We start from the raw sequence: 17,022 nt of genomic DNA on the forward strand, positions 1-17,022 counted from the left end.
AGAAACGGGTGAATGATGGAAGGGCCTCTAGCCGGCGTGCGCGTGATTGACCTCACGACAGTAGCGATGGGACCATACGCGACCCAGATCCTGGGTGATATGGGTGCGGACGTGATCAAGGTGGAGTCTGGGTCTGGTGATGTGTTCCGGCAGGCGAGTCCCATGAAAAGCCCGAACATGGGAGCAGCGTTTCTTAACCTGAATAGGAATAAACGCAGCGTCGTTATCGATCTGAAAAGCGGACAGGGGAGGCTTGCTTTTCTCAAGCTTGTCGCTGAAGCCGACGTACTGGTTTTCAACCTGCGACCACAGTCGATGAAGAACCTTGGTTTGACCTATGAGGAACTGCAATTGGCAAACCCTCGGTTGGTCTACTGCGGGGCCTATGGATTTTCGGAGAAAGGGCGATACGCGGGAAGGCCAGCATTCGATGACGTTGTTCAGGCAATGTGTGGAATCGCGTCGTTGCAGGGCATCACAGGGCGGCACGTGCCTTCCTATGTCAACACGATCATGGCCGACAAATGTGCGGGCCTGACGGTTGCCTATTCGATCGCGATGGCGCTCTTTGAGCGGGAGAAATCGGGGCTTGGACAGGCAATAGAGGTACCCATGTTCGAGACACTTGTTTCATTCACTCTCGTCGAGCACCTGGCGGGAGAGACATTCGTTCCACCGTTGGGCCCAACTGGTTATCAGCGTGTTCTGTCCGAGCATCGCAAGCCCTACAGGGCAAAGGATGGCTACGTTAGCATTCTTCCTTATACCGATAGACATTGGCTTACATTCTTCGAAATTGCCGGCGAACAGAAGCATCTCGCAGATGAGCGCTTCAAGACAATGACAGGACGTAGCAAGAATATCAATGAGCTGTATGAAATCCTCGCTTCGGTCGTCGCAACCCGAACGGTTGATGAGTGGCAGAAGCTGCTGGGTGATTCGGACATTCCCGTTGCCCCGGTCATGTCCATTGACGACCTCATATCCGATTCGCATCTTTTTGACGAAAAATTTTTTAGTATAACTAATCATGACTCTGAAGGGAGGCTGAGAAATATTGGAATTCCCGTGTCTTTCTCAAGGACGCCAGGTTCAATTCGGCGGCCCGCCCCTCGTCTCGGGGAGCACACGGCAGAGATCGTAGGGGATCTGTTCGCTGCACCGATCAAGAAGGGTGTTGAGGAAAACTGAGGTTAACAACTCTGATAGCCAGCGTCGTCTGTTTTTGCGGGGCTCGAAGTTTCTATCAAATAAGGAAAAGAGAGGAGATGATGAAGAAGCTGATGATTGCAGGTATGGCGCTTTCTAGTGTTTCGATTGCATCCTACGCACAGAGCAGCGTTACTTTATATGGCTTGATCGACGCGGGTATCAGCTATATTTCCAACGCGAGCACGCCCACGGGTCATTCGTCGCTATTGCGATACGGTGATGGCGTAGCGTCTGGCACCCGATGGGGCCTCAGGGGTTCGGAAGACCTGGGTGGTGGGTTGAGGGCTATTTTTGTCCTTGAGAATGGCTTTAATTCGGGAGACGGAACCCTGCAGCAGGGCGGCGCGCTCTTCGGCCGTCAGGCGTATGTAGGGCTTGGCAAAGACGGCGTTGGTACATTTACGTTCGGACGGCAGTACTCTCTGACCGTCGAGACGATTGGTTCCAACTACACGATGGGCAGCCAGACGGCCGCTGGCAACTACGCATACCACATTAACGATCTGGACCAGCTTGTGACAAGCCGGGTCAACAACTCGGTGAAGTTCTTGTCTGCAAATTTCGGTGGCCTGACGTTTGGGGGCTTGTACGGATTCTCCAACCAGGCAGGCGCATTTGCGGGGTCGCCCACGACGACCGCTGGCGGGACGACGACCCAAGGCTCGTCTAGCGCTTACAGCTTCGGTATCAACTTCGCGAGAGATGCGTTTTCGTTGGGCGCTGCGTACATGAATATCCGGTTTCCGAATGGCGCCACGCCGGCGTTCTCCACAAGTATCGCGAACGTGAGCACGGGTGCTCTGAAAGGTATCGAGACTTACGGTGTCGGTAGCAAATATACATTCAGTTCGGCCGCGATTTTTGGCAACTGGACACACACGAAGCTCTCGCCCATCTCGACCGAGACCTCGACTCTCGATAACCTCGAGGCCGGTAGTCGATATTCGTTTACTCAGGCACTGAGCGCGGGCCTTGGGTACACGTTCTCCCGGCTAAAGGGCGCTACTTCCGGAAGGTGGCATCAGGTTAATGGGGAGTTCGATTACGCCCTTTCCAAGCGGACCGATGTCTATGTTCTGGCGAGTTATCAGAAAGCGTTCGGGAGTAATGTTGTAGGTGGTCAGGTTGTGCCGGTACAGGCTGAGATTGGCGATAGCACTACCTATGCTGGCAGCTCAGGGCTCGGAGCAAGCGATCAGTTTGTCGGCCGCGTGGGGCTGCGACTCCGTTTCTGACTGGCTGCAGGCCATGCCTCGAGTGATTGGATAGTTCCCATGTGGTGTCGGAGAGGCCGGCCAGAGTTTGCAATCTGACCGGCGTCGATGGAGTACCTGACGATGAATCCTTCAGTGTTGTCATGGCATTTGATGCACGATGTGAAGCTGGGTATCCTGGCCGCATTTGTTATCGTCGTCGGCAGTTCATCAGCCGCGACGCTGGGAAGCAGCGGGAGCGAGACGCCGGCAGCCCTGGCGTCTCTAGTCCAGCACGGATATGAAATTAAACGCTCATTCCCCGCTGCAGGGGGCCTGACAGGATGGGTCGTCAACGGCAACGGGCGCGAGCACATTGTGTATTCGCTGCAGGACGGTCGTCATCTCATGGTGGGCACCTTGCTTGATGAGCAAGGGCACAATCTGAACACGGACTACGAAGATCGATTTGTAAGTCACCCCGATCCCACTGCCTTGTACGACAAATTGCAACACGCGCGTTTTATCGCGGACGGACCCGACAAATCAAAGTCGGTAATCTATGTATTCCTGGATCCGAATTGCGTCTACTGTCACGCCGCATGGGTCGCGCTTCGACCATACGTTGCGGCCGGGTTGCAAGTCAGATGGGTGCCGGTAGGCTTTTTAAAACCCTCGTCTCTTGGCCGTGCAGCCGCATTATTGGAGAGCGCTGCTCCGGCCGACGCTCTCCGGTTGAACGAAGAGCGATTTAATGTGGCCACGGAAGACGGTGGACTGCCTCCGTTGATCGCACCTCCATCAGAGACGGTGAAGGTGCTACGTGAAAACTCCGACCTGATGGCGGCGTTCGGAGGGACGGGGACACCGACGATTGTGTGGAAAGACACCGACGGGAAGATTCGGATTGAATCGGGCATGCCCCCGCTTGAGAAGCTATCCTTGATAACGGGATTGGTCGCCTCTGACCTGAAGACAAGAACAAAGTAGCCAGACTGGCGCCGACAGTGTTGAGGTGTCGGCTTTCGCACCTGTCCGTCGGCAGAGGCGCTTAAGTTTTTCAGTCCTCCGGAATCGCTTCGATTGCCTGCTGGCAGAGTCTCGAACGGCTTTGAGGGCGCCACGCCAGTGCAATTTCCAGATCGAGATGGCCGTTGTCGCCCGTAACGTCACGATATACAACTCCCGGATGGGGAATGTGTTTGACCTGCGCAGGCAGAAGTGCGATGCCCATTTGCGCCGCTATCAAGCTCACCATGGTGGACATTTGCCATGCCTCCAGACCGGTTCGTGGGCTGAAGCCAGCAGCGTGGCATGCCATCATTGTTTTTGCGTGCAGACTCAGTACCAGATGCGGAGGAAACATCATGAAGGTCTCGTTCGCAAGTGATTGTAGTTCGATGATCCGCTTCTTTGCCAGAGGATGGCCCAGAGGCAGCACGGCAATCATTCTCTCGCGCTTGATTACCTTCATTTCCAGGTCGCCGGCATTGTTCAATGGCAGTCTCACGATGCCCATTTCAATTTGCTGTGCGCGGAACGCTGTAAGTTGCTCGGAAGAAGGGAGTTCACGTAGATCAAATGTCAAGTCGGGATACTTGCGCCTAAACATCGCCAACAGTTCCGGGAGCAGTCCGTAACTGACGGAGCCTACAAAACCCAAGGAAATTCGCCCGGTCATCCCGATACAAGCCTGGCGGGTGTGCGCGATGACCAGTTCATGTTGCTCCAATAGCCTGCGCGCCTCAACAAGGAATACCCTGCCGGCGTCAGTCAACGAGACCGAGCGGCTATTTCTGACAAAAAGCTCGACTCCGACCGATTGCTCAAGCCGCATGATTGCCTGACTAAGCGGTGGCTGTGAGATGTGCAACCGGTCTGCAGCCTTGCCGAAATGCAATTCCTCCGCCAGGACAATGAACTGTGCCAACGCGCGAGAGGATAGCATTGATTTCATCCATAGTATTGTTTAAGATTCTCGTAATATTAATCTTGCTATGGGCAGTGCGCTATAAGTATTGATTCGGAGAGCGTTCGCGGAAGGCTTCAGGATCACCTATATCGCAACGAATATGGAAGCCAGACGACTACGCGTTATTGATCTGGCGTTCGGCGAGTAATGTTTTGCGCTTGCCGCCCGTCAAATTTTTGAGCACCCAGCGAGAAAATTTTTTCCACGGGTTGCGACTGGTGCCGGGTCAAGGCGACCTACTGGAAGGACCCGGCTTGCGCTGATAGGGTCACGCCTGCACAGCAGGGGAAGGACACCGACACCGGATGATCAGGAAGTGCCCAAGATGTTCACGCTCGATTTCGGGGTGCTGTTCCAGTTCGGTAAGCCGTCGTCGCAGGACCCGTTGTTTGCGGGTCGTACCGCGCTGAACAACATTTACACATCGCTTGCCGCGCAATACCGGGGTGCGAAGTCGCTTCGGGTCACCGGCTACACCGACCGGATAGACTCGGATGACTACAACGACCAACTGTAGCTGTCGCGTGCGCAGACAGTCCGTGACTATCTGATTGAGCGGGGCGTACCGGGTGCCCCCATCTACGTTGCAGGCCTCGGCGAGGCAAATCCTTTCACGTCCGACTGTCTGCCGGAGGAGGTCCGGCAGCGGTACGGTGTCTGTCGTATGACCGCCGGGTCGCCATCGAAGTTGTGGGTGAAAAGCGTTGAGTGTGCAGTGGTACAGCGTGTTTCCGGGAACGAGACGTCCTGATCTGACGTTATCGCCAGACACGACCGGCAACCGACGAACAGGATTGCGATATGAACGGGAAAATGGGTGCGCCAGCAGGTGAGGGCGGTATCCATCCCATCTGGGCCAGCGTAGGACCGAGCAGTGAAATGGTGGGCATCGTGGCGAAGGTGCCTCTCAGCACCAGGCCGAATAAGCCGATCCGCACCGGTCCGGCGAATCACGACAGTTTTAGGGATGACGGCTGGTTTCGTACCGGCGATCTCGGGTATTTTGCTAATGCCGCGGGCAACGTTCGCATATCGGGACGCAAAAAGGAAATCATCAATCGCGGTGGCAAGAAATACTTTCCGCGGGAGATCGTAGACATCCTTTATGTGCATCCGGCCATGTGGCAAATGATAACCTCATCGCTGGATCGGCCGACGATAACGCGACACGCGGAATGAGTTATTGATCGGCTGTCAAACGAGTATGTATCCACGGTCGGATGACCTTATCGAAGATGGCCTTATGCGTCCAACTGCCAGAGTCTCCCATGTGTCGGCCTTCTGGGTTGACCCATGCGTCCTTTGGCGTCCCAGTCTGCAGTAGCTCGAGTAGATCAGCGAACGGAGTTTGGCTGTCCAGTACTCCGCCGATCAGAAGCATAGGTGACGTCGGTTTTCCCAAAAGTCCGGCTGCTTTCAGCGACATCGACGGCATATAGTTCAAGAGCGCGTCTACCGAGGGTTGCCCAAGAACATATAAGCGCGATGCAACGAAATCAAACAGGTATTCCTTCGTGTGAAGAGAGTTATCTTGCCATGCACGCTGAAAGTAACCGTCCACGGGACCACTCTGATACACCGCACCTTTTAGACGATTTGCCTCGACGAACGCGAGCCGCGCGGACCAATAACTACCCCAGCTCGTGCCGCGTACGACGATGCGGCTACCGTCGACGTCGGTTCGTGTCAGTAGATAGTCGATCAGACGTGAATAGACTCTCTCGGCTCCCGGGCGGGCCATAGGTGCATCGCCAGTGCCGGGCATGTCGACTGCGACGTCGGCGATGCCGTCCTGCAGGAATCCGCGCCCCTGGTTGGCGACAGAATCCTTCCATTCATCCATGCCGCCGAGGTCAAGGACGATCGGTGGCCTTGTGACACCAGGCGGTTTTTGCAGATAGGCAACGATCTGCTTGCCTTCGAATGAAATGCTGATTGTTTCGATTGGTGGATTGAGAAGCCGCCCATAGTTCGCGAACGCGCCTTGTGCTTTTGCATATGACTGCGCTTTGCCAGGCGAATTAGGGGAAGGCCAACGACCGAATGAATAGTTAAGCCATGCTGCCCGATAGTCATCACGTGCCGCGCCAGAGTCCGTTGCTTCTTCCGATTTTGCACGCCATTCGTATCGATCGCCAATCGCCATCCAGGCCGAAGCCCATTCGTCGCGATCGAGGGAATGGATATGCGAGAGCGCCTCGCGAACGTCATCCGGCTTGAGTCCGGTCAGAGGATAGGCACCTCGATCAGCGCGCGCTTGCGTTTCGGCGGCGAGCTCGGGCCAGGAACGCGTTTGCCATTGGTCCTGTGACTTTTGAGCCGTGGCACTATGTGATAGTACTAGAGCAGTCAACACCACGATTAATGCCCCGCCTCCAGGTACGCAACGATGTTTTCTGTTGCTTTCGTTCTGCAAAATCTGCCGTGTCTTCGAAGAAAAAGCATGATCGACGGGATAGCGCATGATTCCCTCTTTGGTCTTCAAAAAATAGATTCAGTTGTATTTGATGCTTGTTCAAAAAATGTTTATCCACCCGTCACTTGCTGCTCGTACTGGCTCTCACCTTCGCAACATCCTGTGCTTCGATTGCTGGAGCGCTGTTATTCCAGCCGCTTCGTACAAAACTCAACACATCGGAGATATCCTGGTTCGTGAGGCCTAGCTTGAACTTGGGCATGGGATAGGCCGCGGGCACGCCACCTATTACAAGATTCGTGGCGCCATTGAGCGTCACGTTAATAAGGGACAATGGATTGGTGCCCAACACATCCGGGTTTCCTGCCAGGGGAGCGATGAATGGAGCACGTCCCCGGCCATCAACCCCGTGGCAGCTAACGCAATAGGTCAAGTAGACGCGTGCGCCGTTCGATAACGGCGTTCCCGCGACTAAGGCGGCGGTTGCCTCACCGTCGTATCGATACGGTTCTCTCTCGTTGACGTCACCGGCGTGTGACGGAACCAATGAACGGAGATACCGTGCTATCGCGGCTTGGTCCTCATCGGACAAATACTGCGTACTCTTATTGATGACATCCGTCATCGGACCATAGGCGGAAGCGTGAACGTTCGCTCCAGTTTTCAGAAACATGTGCAGATCATTTTCCGTCCATCTACCGAGTCCCGCATTATTATCACCGGTCAGATTCGACGCGAACCATCCGTCGAGGGATGCACCGGAAAGGAAAATCTGACTCTTCTCGTCGAGTGCGAGTTCTTGCATCGCTACGCCTCGCGGCGTGTGGCAAGCTCCGCAATGCGCGAGGCCCTGAACAAGATAAGCCCCCCGGTTCCAAACAGGATCCTTATTCGGCTTTGCTCGATAGACCGTATCGTCAAGAAAAAAGAGGTTCCAAAGCTTGAGTGGCCAGCGCATATCAAGCGGCCAAGGAATATCCGGTTGTCGATTGCGCTGCTTTACGGGTTTCACACTCTTCATAAAATAAGCATACAGCGCGTCCACATCCTCATCGCTGATCTTGGAAAAGGATGGATACGGCATTGCTGGATACAAATTATGGTCTCGAGCAACTCCGTGTCGTAGCGCCCGCTCGAAATCGTCTCGCGTGTATCGGCCGATTCCAGTATGGGGGTCAGGCGTGATATTGGTCGTGTAGATAGTGCCGACGGGCATTTGCATGGGCAGGCCACCGGCAAAATCCGCGCCGCCCTGAACCGTGTGGCATGCTGCGCAATCGCCGATTTTCGCTAGATAGCCGCCGCGGGCGACCAAACGATCCGCAGGCGTAGCCGCCCTGCTTGGCAGACTTGCAGTTAGCAGCATCGCCAGGACTGACGCGAGCGGGAACCACCGGCGTATGCGCGACAGGTTGCTAGAGATTGCAGTCTTCATCGATATATTTCGCTTCGAAGGGAGGCCAAGAAAGCAGCGTCTACAGCAGCTTTTGGCCGGCAAGCGGCAATAGTCGAATGCGCTTACCGGTTGCGGCGAAAATCGCATTAACGACGGCAGGTGCAACGGGTGGCGTACCTGGCTCGCCAACACCTCCCCAGCGATCAATGTACTTGTTGCCACTTGGGATGAGATAGGTTTCGACCACAGGCATCTCGCTGATGCGAAGCGCTTGATAGTCGTGGAAGTTAGACTGCTGTACCTCGCCATTCTTGATGGTTATTTGACCCCAAAGCACAGCGCTAAGCGCATATGCGACGGCGCCCTGTAGTTGCTTTTTGACGATGCTTGGGTTCACAACATACCCGCAATCGAGCGCACATACGACGCGATGTACTTTCACCTGTCCTTCGTCATCGATCGATAGGTCGACGACGTGAGCGCAGACTGAGTCGTAGCATTCGACGAGTGCCATTCCCTGATATGTGCCGGCTTTAGTGTGCCCCCACTGAGCGCGAGTCGCTACCTCATCTATGACGGCAAGCGAGCGCGGGCTATGTGCGAGCAACTCACGCCGGAAAGCGTAGGGATCCCGGCCACTTGCAATCGCCATCTCGTCAACAAAGGACTCTCTAAAAAATCCGTTCTGACTATGATTGACACCTCGCCAGAAACCGACCGGGATCGGCAATTGCCGCATTGCGTAACCCACTTCAAAGTTGGGGACGTGGTAGTTCATGTCACCCGGCAAAAATGCCCCCATCATGTCGAAGTCCTGTCCGTGCCTAAGCCGAGAGGGCACAAGGTTGGCCAGAATAGACGTACACGACACCCGCACTTTCCATGCGAGAAGTTTTCCATTCCTGTCGAATCCTGCTACATGTCGGGCAATGGACATTGGGCGGTAGTAGTCATGTCTGACGTCCTCTTCCCGGGTCCACAGCATTTTCACCGGTTTGCCTACGGCCCTGGCAATCAAGACTGCTTGTTGAGCCCAATCTTGAGACACTCCGCGGCGCCCGAATCCACCGCCAAGATGGCATTTGTGAACCTTGATGCGCGACGGGTCCATCTTGAGTGTGTGTGCTACGGCTTGCAGTGTCCCATCGCCACTCTGAGTAGGCGCCCAAACCTCGGCGAAGTCGGGAGTTACGTGAGCGGTGCAGGTTTGTGGCTCCATTGTGGTGTGCGCGAGATATGGAACCTCATAATCGGCATGGATTACATTGAAAGCACTTGCCAGGACCTCGTCCACGTTGCCGATCTTTTGGGCAACTGCAGGATGCGGATCGTCAAGTCCCTTCAGGAAAATCTCACGGATGGATTCGTTAGATAGCGCCGCACTAGCGCCGGCGTCCCATCGGACCTCCAACGTATCGAGCGCGTGGCGGGCCTGCCACCACGAGTCGGCAACTATGGCGACGGCGGTATCCCCAACCGGCACCACATGACGTACCCCAGGCATGATTAACGTCTTTGATGCGTCGAAATCTTTGAGTCGTCCGCCCAGAGTGGGGCATGCGGTAACCGTTGCGTAAAGCATGCCGGGAAGACGCACATCGGTCGCGAAGATCGGTTTCGCCAATACTTTGTCCGGCAGATCCAGCCGTTTCACCGGCTTCCCGATCAGTCGCCATAGGTCCGGGTTTTTTAGCGTCACTTCTTGTGGAACGGGACGCCGCGCTGCTTTTTCCGCGAGTTCCCCGTAGGACAATGAACGCCCACTAGTAGCGTGAGTCACGGCGCTGTCGCGGGTCGTGCACTCCAACGCGCTGACTCTCCAACGCGCCGCGGCTTCTTCTACTAACATTTGACGCGCCTGAGCGCCCGCCTTACGCAAATAGAGATGTGACATACGAATGGACGCGCTTGATGCAGTCATCATGTCGCCCCATGCATGACCATGAGCAAGGTTTGCTTCCGGCGACACATATTCGGCCGTCACATGACTCCAGTCACAGTCGAGTTCTTCAGCGACCAGCATCGGTAATGCCGTGAAATTTCCTTGGCCCATCTCCGATCGCGCAACACGGATCGTCGTGGCCTCTCCATCTATTACGACCCAGATCCCTACCCCTGATCCCGGAACACTTTTGAGCAATGGCAATTGCGCCACCCCCGTACTCTCCGCGAGCGAAGGCAAGCCTGTAAGCACAAGACCGCCCGCCGCGGCACTGATTCCAAAGATAAAGGTCCGCCGCGAAATGCCATCGCTCTTGTTGTTCATATCAATGTTCCTTTGCCGGCCGCCCTCATATAGCTGAACAACTTCGCCACTCTGCCCGGCCGCCATTCCAGCACCATCAGGCTTGACTGATTGTATATCAATTTCTGTTTTATTGAAAAAAATATACTATTCCCGTAAAATCGCCACAGAAGCAACGCGCGCGGTAGATTTGCTGTTCCGTTGGTTTGAGAGAAAACCTGCGCGCACAAAGGAGTTCTGCGCGCTGCCGTTCTGGTTCGATCGGCCCAGAGCACGGTTCAGCTGCGGCTTGCAGGCGCATGAAACGAAGACGAAGTCGCGGGTTCCTTGCGACGAGTCAGATGAATGGGCTTGGGAGAAGTAGAGCAGAGGGAACAGGCTAGTCTTAACCTGACTGAGTGGTTGACTGATCGACTGGTCCCAAACCGGGTTTTGCAGATCGTCGGTTCTACGGGTTTGAGCCTGAACATCCAATCGTCCAGTCGTTTTCACCAGATAAGATGGCAAAAATTTCATGCATAAACTTAGGATCAACGGACGAACACAACCGGTAATTGCCTCGCCTGAAACCCCTGTTCTTTGGGTACTTCGTGACGAGCTCGACATGACAGGAACGCGTTTCGGCTGCGGACTCGGGTTATGTGGAGCTTGCACGATACATCTGAACGGAGAGGCAGTTCGTTCCTGCTGCATTTCCGTTTCGGCAGTTGAGAACAACGAGATCACAACGGTGGAGGCAATGGGCGCGAGCGATATCGGCAGGGAAATTCAGAAGGCATGGCTCGAGCATGAAGTACCGCAATGCGGATACTGCCAGTCGGGACAAATGATGAGCGCGATGGCATTGTTAATGAAAAACTCCCAGCCTTCTGATCAAGATATCGACCATGCGATGAACGGCAACATTTGTCGTTGCGGAACTTACATTCAGATTCGAGAGGCTATTCACGCAGCTGCGGCCGCACTGCGCAAATCCTAGCTAGCCTCTCAGGGTAGCTCCATCGGATCGAGCGCGATTTTTGGCGGTGAGGCAGAGAGAGGTATTGTCAAGTTGTCGAACGGCACGCTCTCGAACACGGCGTTGTTGAATAAAGAAGAAATTGAGCTAAGCACCCTGTTGGTTGCTATTTTTTAGACTTTCACGGACATCGGCATGTCGAGGTGTGTCATTCTGTTCAGTGCAGACACACTAATCCATGCCTCCGTTTTCGGTTGCGACAGCGCACGGGCCTTCATGGTGTTACCGAAAATGCGCTTGTAGCGTTGCACGGCAAGCTCAGCATAGTCGCGCAGGCTGTACCCGGTGATCTTCTGCCTGGCAAGGTGGTCCTGTTGTGAAATGACCTGGATATGGTGGTCTCGCTGAGTATCGCCAGCGGCTGAACAAACGGCGGTCTTGTGCGGTGGAACGACCACTTGAGCGTTGGGTTGATGGTTCAGAACAGCTTGTAAAACCGGTTCGCCATCGTGTGCGCCGTCACCCCTGAATGTGTCGAAGGGCGAGGTCATTGGGGTGAGCAGATCAGGCACCGCGGACGGATCACCAACTTCTGGCGTGGTGAGCTCGCAGGCAACAATTTGATGATGTTCGTCCATCGCAAGATGGAGCTTGCGCCAGGTACGGCGAGCCGCAACGTCGTGTTTCCCCTGATGCCATTCGTCTTTGCCATAGACCTTCAGTTCGGTGCCGTCAACGATCACGAGGTTCCTCCCTGGTTGCATCGCTTTTGATCAGGACGTGCTGGGGCAATAAAATACTGCGCTTGGATATGCAACTGTAGTCAGGACTGCTGATGGTAGTCTTCGCCGCGCTTGCCGCGGAATATGAATACGTGGCCGCAAAACGGATTGCGTTCGAGCACGGTTTGCACTTTCGCAGCGAGACTATTGAATCCGGCCTGGCAGCGTGGTCATTGCAAGTTCGACAGTTGCGCCGGCGTTTGCCGCCGAAATATCTAGCAGGCTTGCCGAGCGGGGCCTTGCGATGATTGATGCACCGGTGTCAGGTGGCGCGGCAGGTGCTGCTGCGGGCAAGCTGATAATTCTGGGGTCGGGGCCGCAGCATGCCTATGACGCGTGTCAAGATCTATTCGAAGGCTATGCAGCCCAAGCATATCGTTTTGGCGACGAGGCGGCCCTAGGCTCCAAGGTGAAGCTGATTAACAACCTTTTATGCGGCGTGCACATTGCTGTCGCGAGCGAAGCAATGGCGCTCGCTAAACGCGAAGGTATCAACCTACCGTTGCTTTACGGCGTAATCACGCATAGTGCAGGGAATTCCTGGGCCTTTCAGGATCGTATGCCTCATGTTATCGCGGACAGTCTCACTCCGATTACCGCGCTCAATATCTTCGTAAAGGATCTGGGTTTGGTGCTTGACATGGCCCATAGTGTGGACTTCACAGCGCCGCTGACTGAGTGCGCGCAGTGCGCAATTCTCACTGAATGCGTCCTCACCGAGGACCTCGGGGCTTCGTCCCTGAAAATTCGTTTGTCGGCGATCAAGAAGGAATGTGGCCCCTGTGGTGGAAACCGTCAATTGATTGACTGCGTTGCGTTTGAGAAAGGCATAACGCCTCCGGTTGAAAAGCGGCGGATAGCAGAGAGTACGCGACGCTCGCACTAAACGGCATTTAAGGCAGACGTGTCGCGGCAGTAGCCTAAGAGGAGTGCTCGCTTCAAGAATAGATAACGGCAGATCGGCGATGACAATAAGACCATATGAAGAGACCGCTGCAGCGATAGTGGCACATTCGACCTGGCCGTTTTCTAAAGGACGACACCCATTGCATTGGCATGGCGTAGCGGCGAGTCGGAGCGTGTGGACGACGACGCGTCGCTCGCAGCGGCAAGCCGCCCGTCAAAAATGACGGACCGCATTGATAGGTAGTCGAGTTTGTGCCCATCGCGGCGGCAAATATGCTGAAAGCAGCTTCGTAGACCTCTTGGATAAAAGACAGTAGTCCAGTTGACGAAGAGTTATCTATTCGCGACATAAATTTTGATGACGCAACGACTCCTTGAAACAAGTTAAGAATCGCCATCTGGGATGGTGAACTACTGACGCAACCTTCCATGCACCGGTCGGCAGCTAAGTGACAGGTAAGACAACGGGCGGATCGTCGGTGTCGAGAATGGCGTCGGCAATGGTGGCGTCGCCGATCCAGGCATGCCAGTGCTCAACGGGTAATTGACTCGTAATGATCGTGGCTTTATTCGTCGCGCGGTCGTCAATGACTTCTAGGAGATCGTATCGGGTCGTGCTGTCGTTGCGCCCATGCCCCAGTCGTCCAGGACCAACACATCAGTTTTGGCCAGCTGGAGTAGCCATTTGCCGAATGCCCCGCTGCCGTGCCGAATGCGTAGTTCTTCCTGCAAGCGGGGTACACGCTGATAGATGGCGGAGTACCCTCGACGACAGGCGTGTTGCGCCAGTGCGCAGGCGAGCCAGGATTTTCCGGCGCCAGTCGGACCGGTGATCAAGACACTGTGGCCAGCACTAACCCAGTCTCCCAATGCCAGGCTCATTACCTCGCACCGGTCGATCCCGCGGCCCGAGCGAGCGTCGATGTCCTCGATGGCCGCCTGCGTATATTTCAGATGCGCGTTCTTCAGCAGACGCAGCAACTTGCGGTCGTTGCGGCAATGTACTTCGCGGTCAACCAGCAGCGCCACGCGTTCCTCGAAGCTCATCGCAGCCATGCCGGGCTGGGTCAGTTGTTCTTCCAGGCCCGTCGCCAGGCCGTCCAGTTTCAGGGTACGCAGTTGCGCCAGAGTGGTGTGCATCATCATTGCAGAATTCCTCATTGGTAGTAGCCGGGGCCGCGGAGGTGGGCATGGTTCGGGCTGACCCAGTCGCCGGCTGTTGCTGGCGCGCTTTGGTCACGGTTGTTGACCAGGATGTCGCGTACGTGACGGTACTGGCAGGCGCCAATCTGCAATGCCAGCGTGCAGCCCGCTTCAAGCCTGGGCTTGCCGAAGCGCTTAGCCAGCGACAGCAAACCCAGGCAGGCGCGATAGCCGTGCTCGGGATGTTTGTTCTCCTGCATCAGTCGCGTCACCGCCTCGGCGGTGGCCGGGCCGATACTTTGTCCCCAGTGGATTAGTCGCTGCGGCGTCCATTCCATGTGTGGGCGCGATGCGCAGTGGGCGTGTGTGCGGCGGTGGTGGTGGTGAAGCCGCCGTGCCGGGTGCTGCGCGCATGGCTGGCCAACTCGCTGCCCGCGATGCATGAGCTCGACCACCGCGATCGTAATGCGCGCTTCCAGCACTTGCCCGACCAGTGCATGCGGCACGCTGTAGCGATGCTGCTCGACTTCGACGTGGTAGTCGATGTGGGCCTTGACGGTCTTGAAGTGCGCCATCTCATAGCGCTGCAACGGCAAGGGCAGCAAGGCCGGCGCGTCGAGCGCGGCAAAGGTGCTTGCACGGCTACCCGGCAGCTTCTGGAACGGCTTCTCGTTGAGCCGCGTCAGCAAACGCGCGACAGCCTGGTTCACTTCATGCACGCTGGCGAACTGCTGATGACGCAGGCGCGCCATGATCCAGCGTTCGACCACCTGGACCGCAACTTCTACTTTCGGTTTGTCTTGCGGATGATAGGGACGCGCCGGCAGAATCGAGGTGCCGTAGTGGCGCGCGAAGTCGAGCACCGTGTCGTTGCTGCGCGGTTCGTATCGATTGGCGTCCGAGATCAGCGCACCTGGGTTGTCGGGCACGATAAGCTGGGTCACGCCGCCGTAAAAGCTCAGTGCGCGCGCCGTTGATTCGAGCCAGTCAGCCATGGTCTCGCGCGGCGTGGCCAAGGCGAATGTGTAGCTGGAGGCACCCGTCGCGGCGACGAAGATGTGGGCCCGGCTGCCGTCGATCAATGCGACGGTGGGGCCGGCGTAATCGATGAACAGCTTCTCGCCTGCGCGGTGAATCCGCCGCATCGAGCGCTTGAGCTGCCTGGCGAAGCGCCGATAGTTGTCGCAGAACTGGGATTAGGCGTAGGTCTGGCGGTCCGCGTGCTCGGCCCGGCATTCCTCCCACAGCAGCATCAGCGTCATGCCCTTACGGCGCAACTCCTGGTGGAGGCGACCATAGTCCGGCTGGGACATGATTACGTGGCTTCTGGGGCGCCACCAGCAATCGCCGCTCGAGCGTGATCTCGTCAGCATCTTGCACCGTAGGCCAGTCCAGGCCCGCTGCCACGGCGAGCCCCACATACTTGGTGACGACGCCTTTGGAGATGCCCAGCGCGCCAGCAATCTGCTCGTGCGAAAGTTTGGCGTCCAGCTTCAAACGCAATACGTCTTTTATCTTACGCATATTGATCCTTGGTGCGGGCACACTGTCTCCAGACGAAAAAGCTGGAAGCGTACCCACTCAGTTGCTCATATGCGTAACATCATTCCTGCGCCGTACAACGCCATTCCGGCATCGTGACCGATGATTCCGGTAGCGTGACCAGTGATTCCGGAGGTCCTCCGAAATCGGTCACGTTCGCCCGGAATGGGCGGTCACCATGAACCAGAATGGTCGGTCACGTTCGTCCGGAATCATCGGTCACGATACTCCGGAATACTCAGCAACCATCATTGGCTGCTGGGAACGATTGGCTATGTGCGGGACAGCACGAGCTAAGCCAAACTACGACGCCAGCTAAAAAATGGCGCTGATATACCTTGCGCTACTCCAATTCAATCGCCTTCTGTGACGCCCTGCTTGACAGTTAGAGCACTCAGGGTCTTTCCTGAGGGCGCCGCATCATCGCGCTGTTATACTGATTCCATAGTGACTGAGCGCTCAGTTAAAGATAAAGTCTCATGGAGACAACTATGAATCGGTTAGTCAACAAGGTCGCATTTATCGCGGGGGGTGCCGGAGGCATCGGAGCGGCTGCAGCGCAGTTGTTCGCACGTGAGGGTTGCCAAGTCGCGATAGGCGATCGTGATCTCGACACGGCACGCCGCATTGTGGAAGCGATTAAGCAAGAGGGCGGGCGGAGTGCTGCATTCCCGCTCGATGTAACGCAGGAAAATAGTGTGCGGGCCGCGATCGGAGACGCTGTCGAGGCGTTTGGCGGGCTGGACGTGCTCTACAACAACGTCGGCGGATCGTCCGCCAACGATGGGGCGGTTACCGAAGCGCCGCTCGAAGAGTTCTGGCGCTGCATCAACGTCGATCTTTTTGGCACATGGCTGGGTTGTCGTCACGGCATTCCGGAGTTAATCAAACGCGGAGGAGGTTCGGTGATCAACACATCGTCGATCCTTGCCTTGATGGGATCGCCAAATAAGGACGCCTATACCGCCGCCAAAGGCGGGGTGACAGCGCTGACGCGCTCGATGGCAGTCGAATACGCGCCGCACAAAATCCGCGTTAATGCGATCGCTCCGGGCATCACGCGCACGCCGCGTGTCGAGCGTCTTCTCATCGAAGACGGGGTGACAGCGCGGCTCTCGCAAAACTACCTGCTCGGCATACTCGAACCGCTCGACATCGCACAGATGGCGCTTTACCTCGCTTCGGATGAATCGAGGATGACGACTGGTCAGATTCTCTCCGTGGACGGCGGCGCATCGATCGTGTGATTGTCGCTGG

General features: G+C 56.1%; 16 protein-coding genes and 2 pseudogenes. 9 read left to right on the forward strand and 9 right to left on the reverse strand.

Going from position 1 to position 17,022, the window contains the following annotated elements; translation table 11 throughout:
• The first annotated feature begins 15 nt into the window (after positions 1–15).
• The 3 genes from ABH944_RS30595 (at position 16) to dsbG (ending at position 3,395) form a co-directional block, all read left to right on the forward strand.
• Positions 16–1,191, forward strand: a complete 1,176-nt coding sequence (locus ABH944_RS30595; protein WP_404611061.1) for a CaiB/BaiF CoA transferase family protein — start codon at positions 16–18, stop codon at positions 1,189–1,191.
• Between the two features lie 80 nt (positions 1,192–1,271).
• Positions 1,272–2,447, forward strand: coding sequence for a porin (locus ABH944_RS30600; RefSeq protein WP_404611060.1), 1,176 nt, complete (start codon positions 1,272–1,274; stop codon positions 2,445–2,447).
• Positions 2,448–2,549: 102 nt separating this feature from the next.
• A complete protein-coding gene (gene dsbG, locus ABH944_RS30605) occupies positions 2,550–3,395 on the forward strand; it encodes a thiol:disulfide interchange protein DsbG (protein ID WP_404611000.1) in 846 nt (281 codons plus the stop codon).
• A 70-nt stretch (positions 3,396–3,465) separates the two neighbouring features.
• Here the strand turns inward: dsbG and ABH944_RS30610 are convergent, their stop codons facing one another.
• Entirely contained in the window at positions 3,466–4,353 is an 888-nt protein-coding gene (locus tag ABH944_RS30610) for a LysR family transcriptional regulator (protein WP_404610999.1), read from the reverse strand.
• A gap of 349 nt (positions 4,354–4,702) precedes the next feature.
• Here ABH944_RS30610 and ABH944_RS30615 point away from each other — a divergent pair, with 349 nt between their 5' ends.
• From ABH944_RS30615 to ABH944_RS30625, 3 genes are read left to right on the forward strand one after another with little or no spacing between them, the layout of a single operon-like run.
• Positions 4,703–4,894 carry a hypothetical protein gene (locus tag ABH944_RS30615; RefSeq protein WP_404610998.1) on the forward strand — a complete coding sequence of 64 codons (192 nt, stop codon included), beginning with the start codon at positions 4,703–4,705 and terminating at the stop codon, positions 4,892–4,894.
• On the forward strand, positions 4,895–5,128 hold the full coding sequence (locus ABH944_RS30620; protein WP_404611059.1) for an OmpA family protein: 234 nt from the start codon (positions 4,895–4,897) through the stop codon (positions 5,126–5,128).
• 50 nt (positions 5,129–5,178) lie between these two features.
• The gene (locus ABH944_RS30625; RefSeq protein WP_404610997.1) at positions 5,179–5,556 is read left to right on the forward strand and encodes a hypothetical protein; all 378 of its coding nucleotides are present in this window, start codon (positions 5,179–5,181) and stop codon (positions 5,554–5,556) included.
• A gap of 1 nt (position 5,557) precedes the next feature.
• Here ABH944_RS30625 and ABH944_RS30630 read toward each other — a convergent pair whose 3' ends face one another.
• From ABH944_RS30630 to ABH944_RS30645, 4 genes are all read right to left on the reverse strand, one after another.
• Positions 5,558–6,841 (reverse strand): alpha/beta hydrolase, encoded by a 1,284-nt coding sequence (locus ABH944_RS30630; RefSeq protein ID WP_404610996.1) that lies wholly within the window; start codon positions 6,839–6,841, stop codon positions 5,558–5,560.
• A 73-nt stretch (positions 6,842–6,914) separates the two neighbouring features.
• A complete protein-coding gene (locus ABH944_RS30635) occupies positions 6,915–8,228 on the reverse strand; it encodes a c-type cytochrome (protein ID WP_404610995.1) in 1,314 nt (437 codons plus the stop codon).
• A gap of 40 nt (positions 8,229–8,268) precedes the next feature.
• Positions 8,269–10,455 carry a xanthine dehydrogenase family protein molybdopterin-binding subunit gene (locus ABH944_RS30640; RefSeq protein WP_404610994.1) on the reverse strand — a complete coding sequence of 729 codons (2,187 nt, stop codon included), beginning with the start codon at positions 10,453–10,455 and terminating at the stop codon, positions 8,269–8,271.
• 126 nt (positions 10,456–10,581) lie between these two features.
• On the reverse strand, positions 10,582–10,950 hold the full coding sequence (locus ABH944_RS30645) for a hypothetical protein (RefSeq protein ID WP_404610993.1): 369 nt from the start codon (positions 10,948–10,950) through the stop codon (positions 10,582–10,584).
• Between ABH944_RS30645 and ABH944_RS30650 the strand changes: the two genes are divergently transcribed.
• Entirely contained in the window at positions 10,949–11,413 is a 465-nt protein-coding gene (locus ABH944_RS30650; RefSeq protein WP_404610992.1) for a (2Fe-2S)-binding protein, read from the forward strand. The two genes, ABH944_RS30645 and ABH944_RS30650, sit on opposite strands and share 2 nt — an antisense overlap.
• A 152-nt stretch (positions 11,414–11,565) precedes the next feature.
• Here ABH944_RS30650 and ABH944_RS30655 read toward each other — a convergent pair whose 3' ends face one another.
• Together ABH944_RS30655 and ABH944_RS30660 are read right to left on the reverse strand one after the other, a co-directional pair.
• On the reverse strand, positions 11,566–12,135 hold the full coding sequence (locus ABH944_RS30655; RefSeq protein WP_404610991.1) for a transposase: 570 nt from the start codon (positions 12,133–12,135) through the stop codon (positions 11,566–11,568).
• 80 nt (positions 12,136–12,215) lie between these two features.
• Positions 12,216–12,305: a hypothetical protein gene (locus ABH944_RS30660; RefSeq protein ID WP_404659591.1), complete on the reverse strand. Its 90-nt coding sequence runs from the start codon at positions 12,303–12,305 to the stop codon at positions 12,216–12,218.
• 35 nt (positions 12,306–12,340) lie between these two features.
• Here ABH944_RS30660 and ABH944_RS30665 point away from each other — a divergent pair, with 35 nt between their 5' ends.
• Entirely contained in the window at positions 12,341–13,060 is a 720-nt protein-coding gene (locus ABH944_RS30665) for an NAD(P)-dependent oxidoreductase (protein ID WP_404610990.1), read from the forward strand.
• 501 nt (positions 13,061–13,561) lie between these two features.
• Here ABH944_RS30665 and istB read toward each other — a convergent pair.
• Positions 13,562–14,226 (reverse strand): annotated as a pseudogene (istB, locus tag ABH944_RS30670) (IS21-like element helper ATPase IstB); the annotation flags it as partial.
• An 11-nt stretch (positions 14,227–14,237) separates the two neighbouring features.
• A pseudogene (gene istA / locus ABH944_RS30675) lies at positions 14,238–15,768 on the reverse strand (IS21 family transposase).
• Between the two features lie 488 nt (positions 15,769–16,256).
• Here istA and ABH944_RS30680 point away from each other — a divergent pair.
• The gene (locus ABH944_RS30680; RefSeq protein ID WP_404610989.1) at positions 16,257–17,012 is read left to right on the forward strand and encodes an SDR family NAD(P)-dependent oxidoreductase; all 756 of its coding nucleotides are present in this window, start codon (positions 16,257–16,259) and stop codon (positions 17,010–17,012) included.
• The last annotated feature ends 10 nt before the right edge of the window (positions 17,013–17,022 follow it).

It is taken from the genome of Caballeronia udeis (assembly GCF_044909315.1).
Taxonomy (GTDB): Bacteria; Pseudomonadota; Gammaproteobacteria; order Burkholderiales; family Burkholderiaceae; genus Caballeronia; species Caballeronia udeis_A.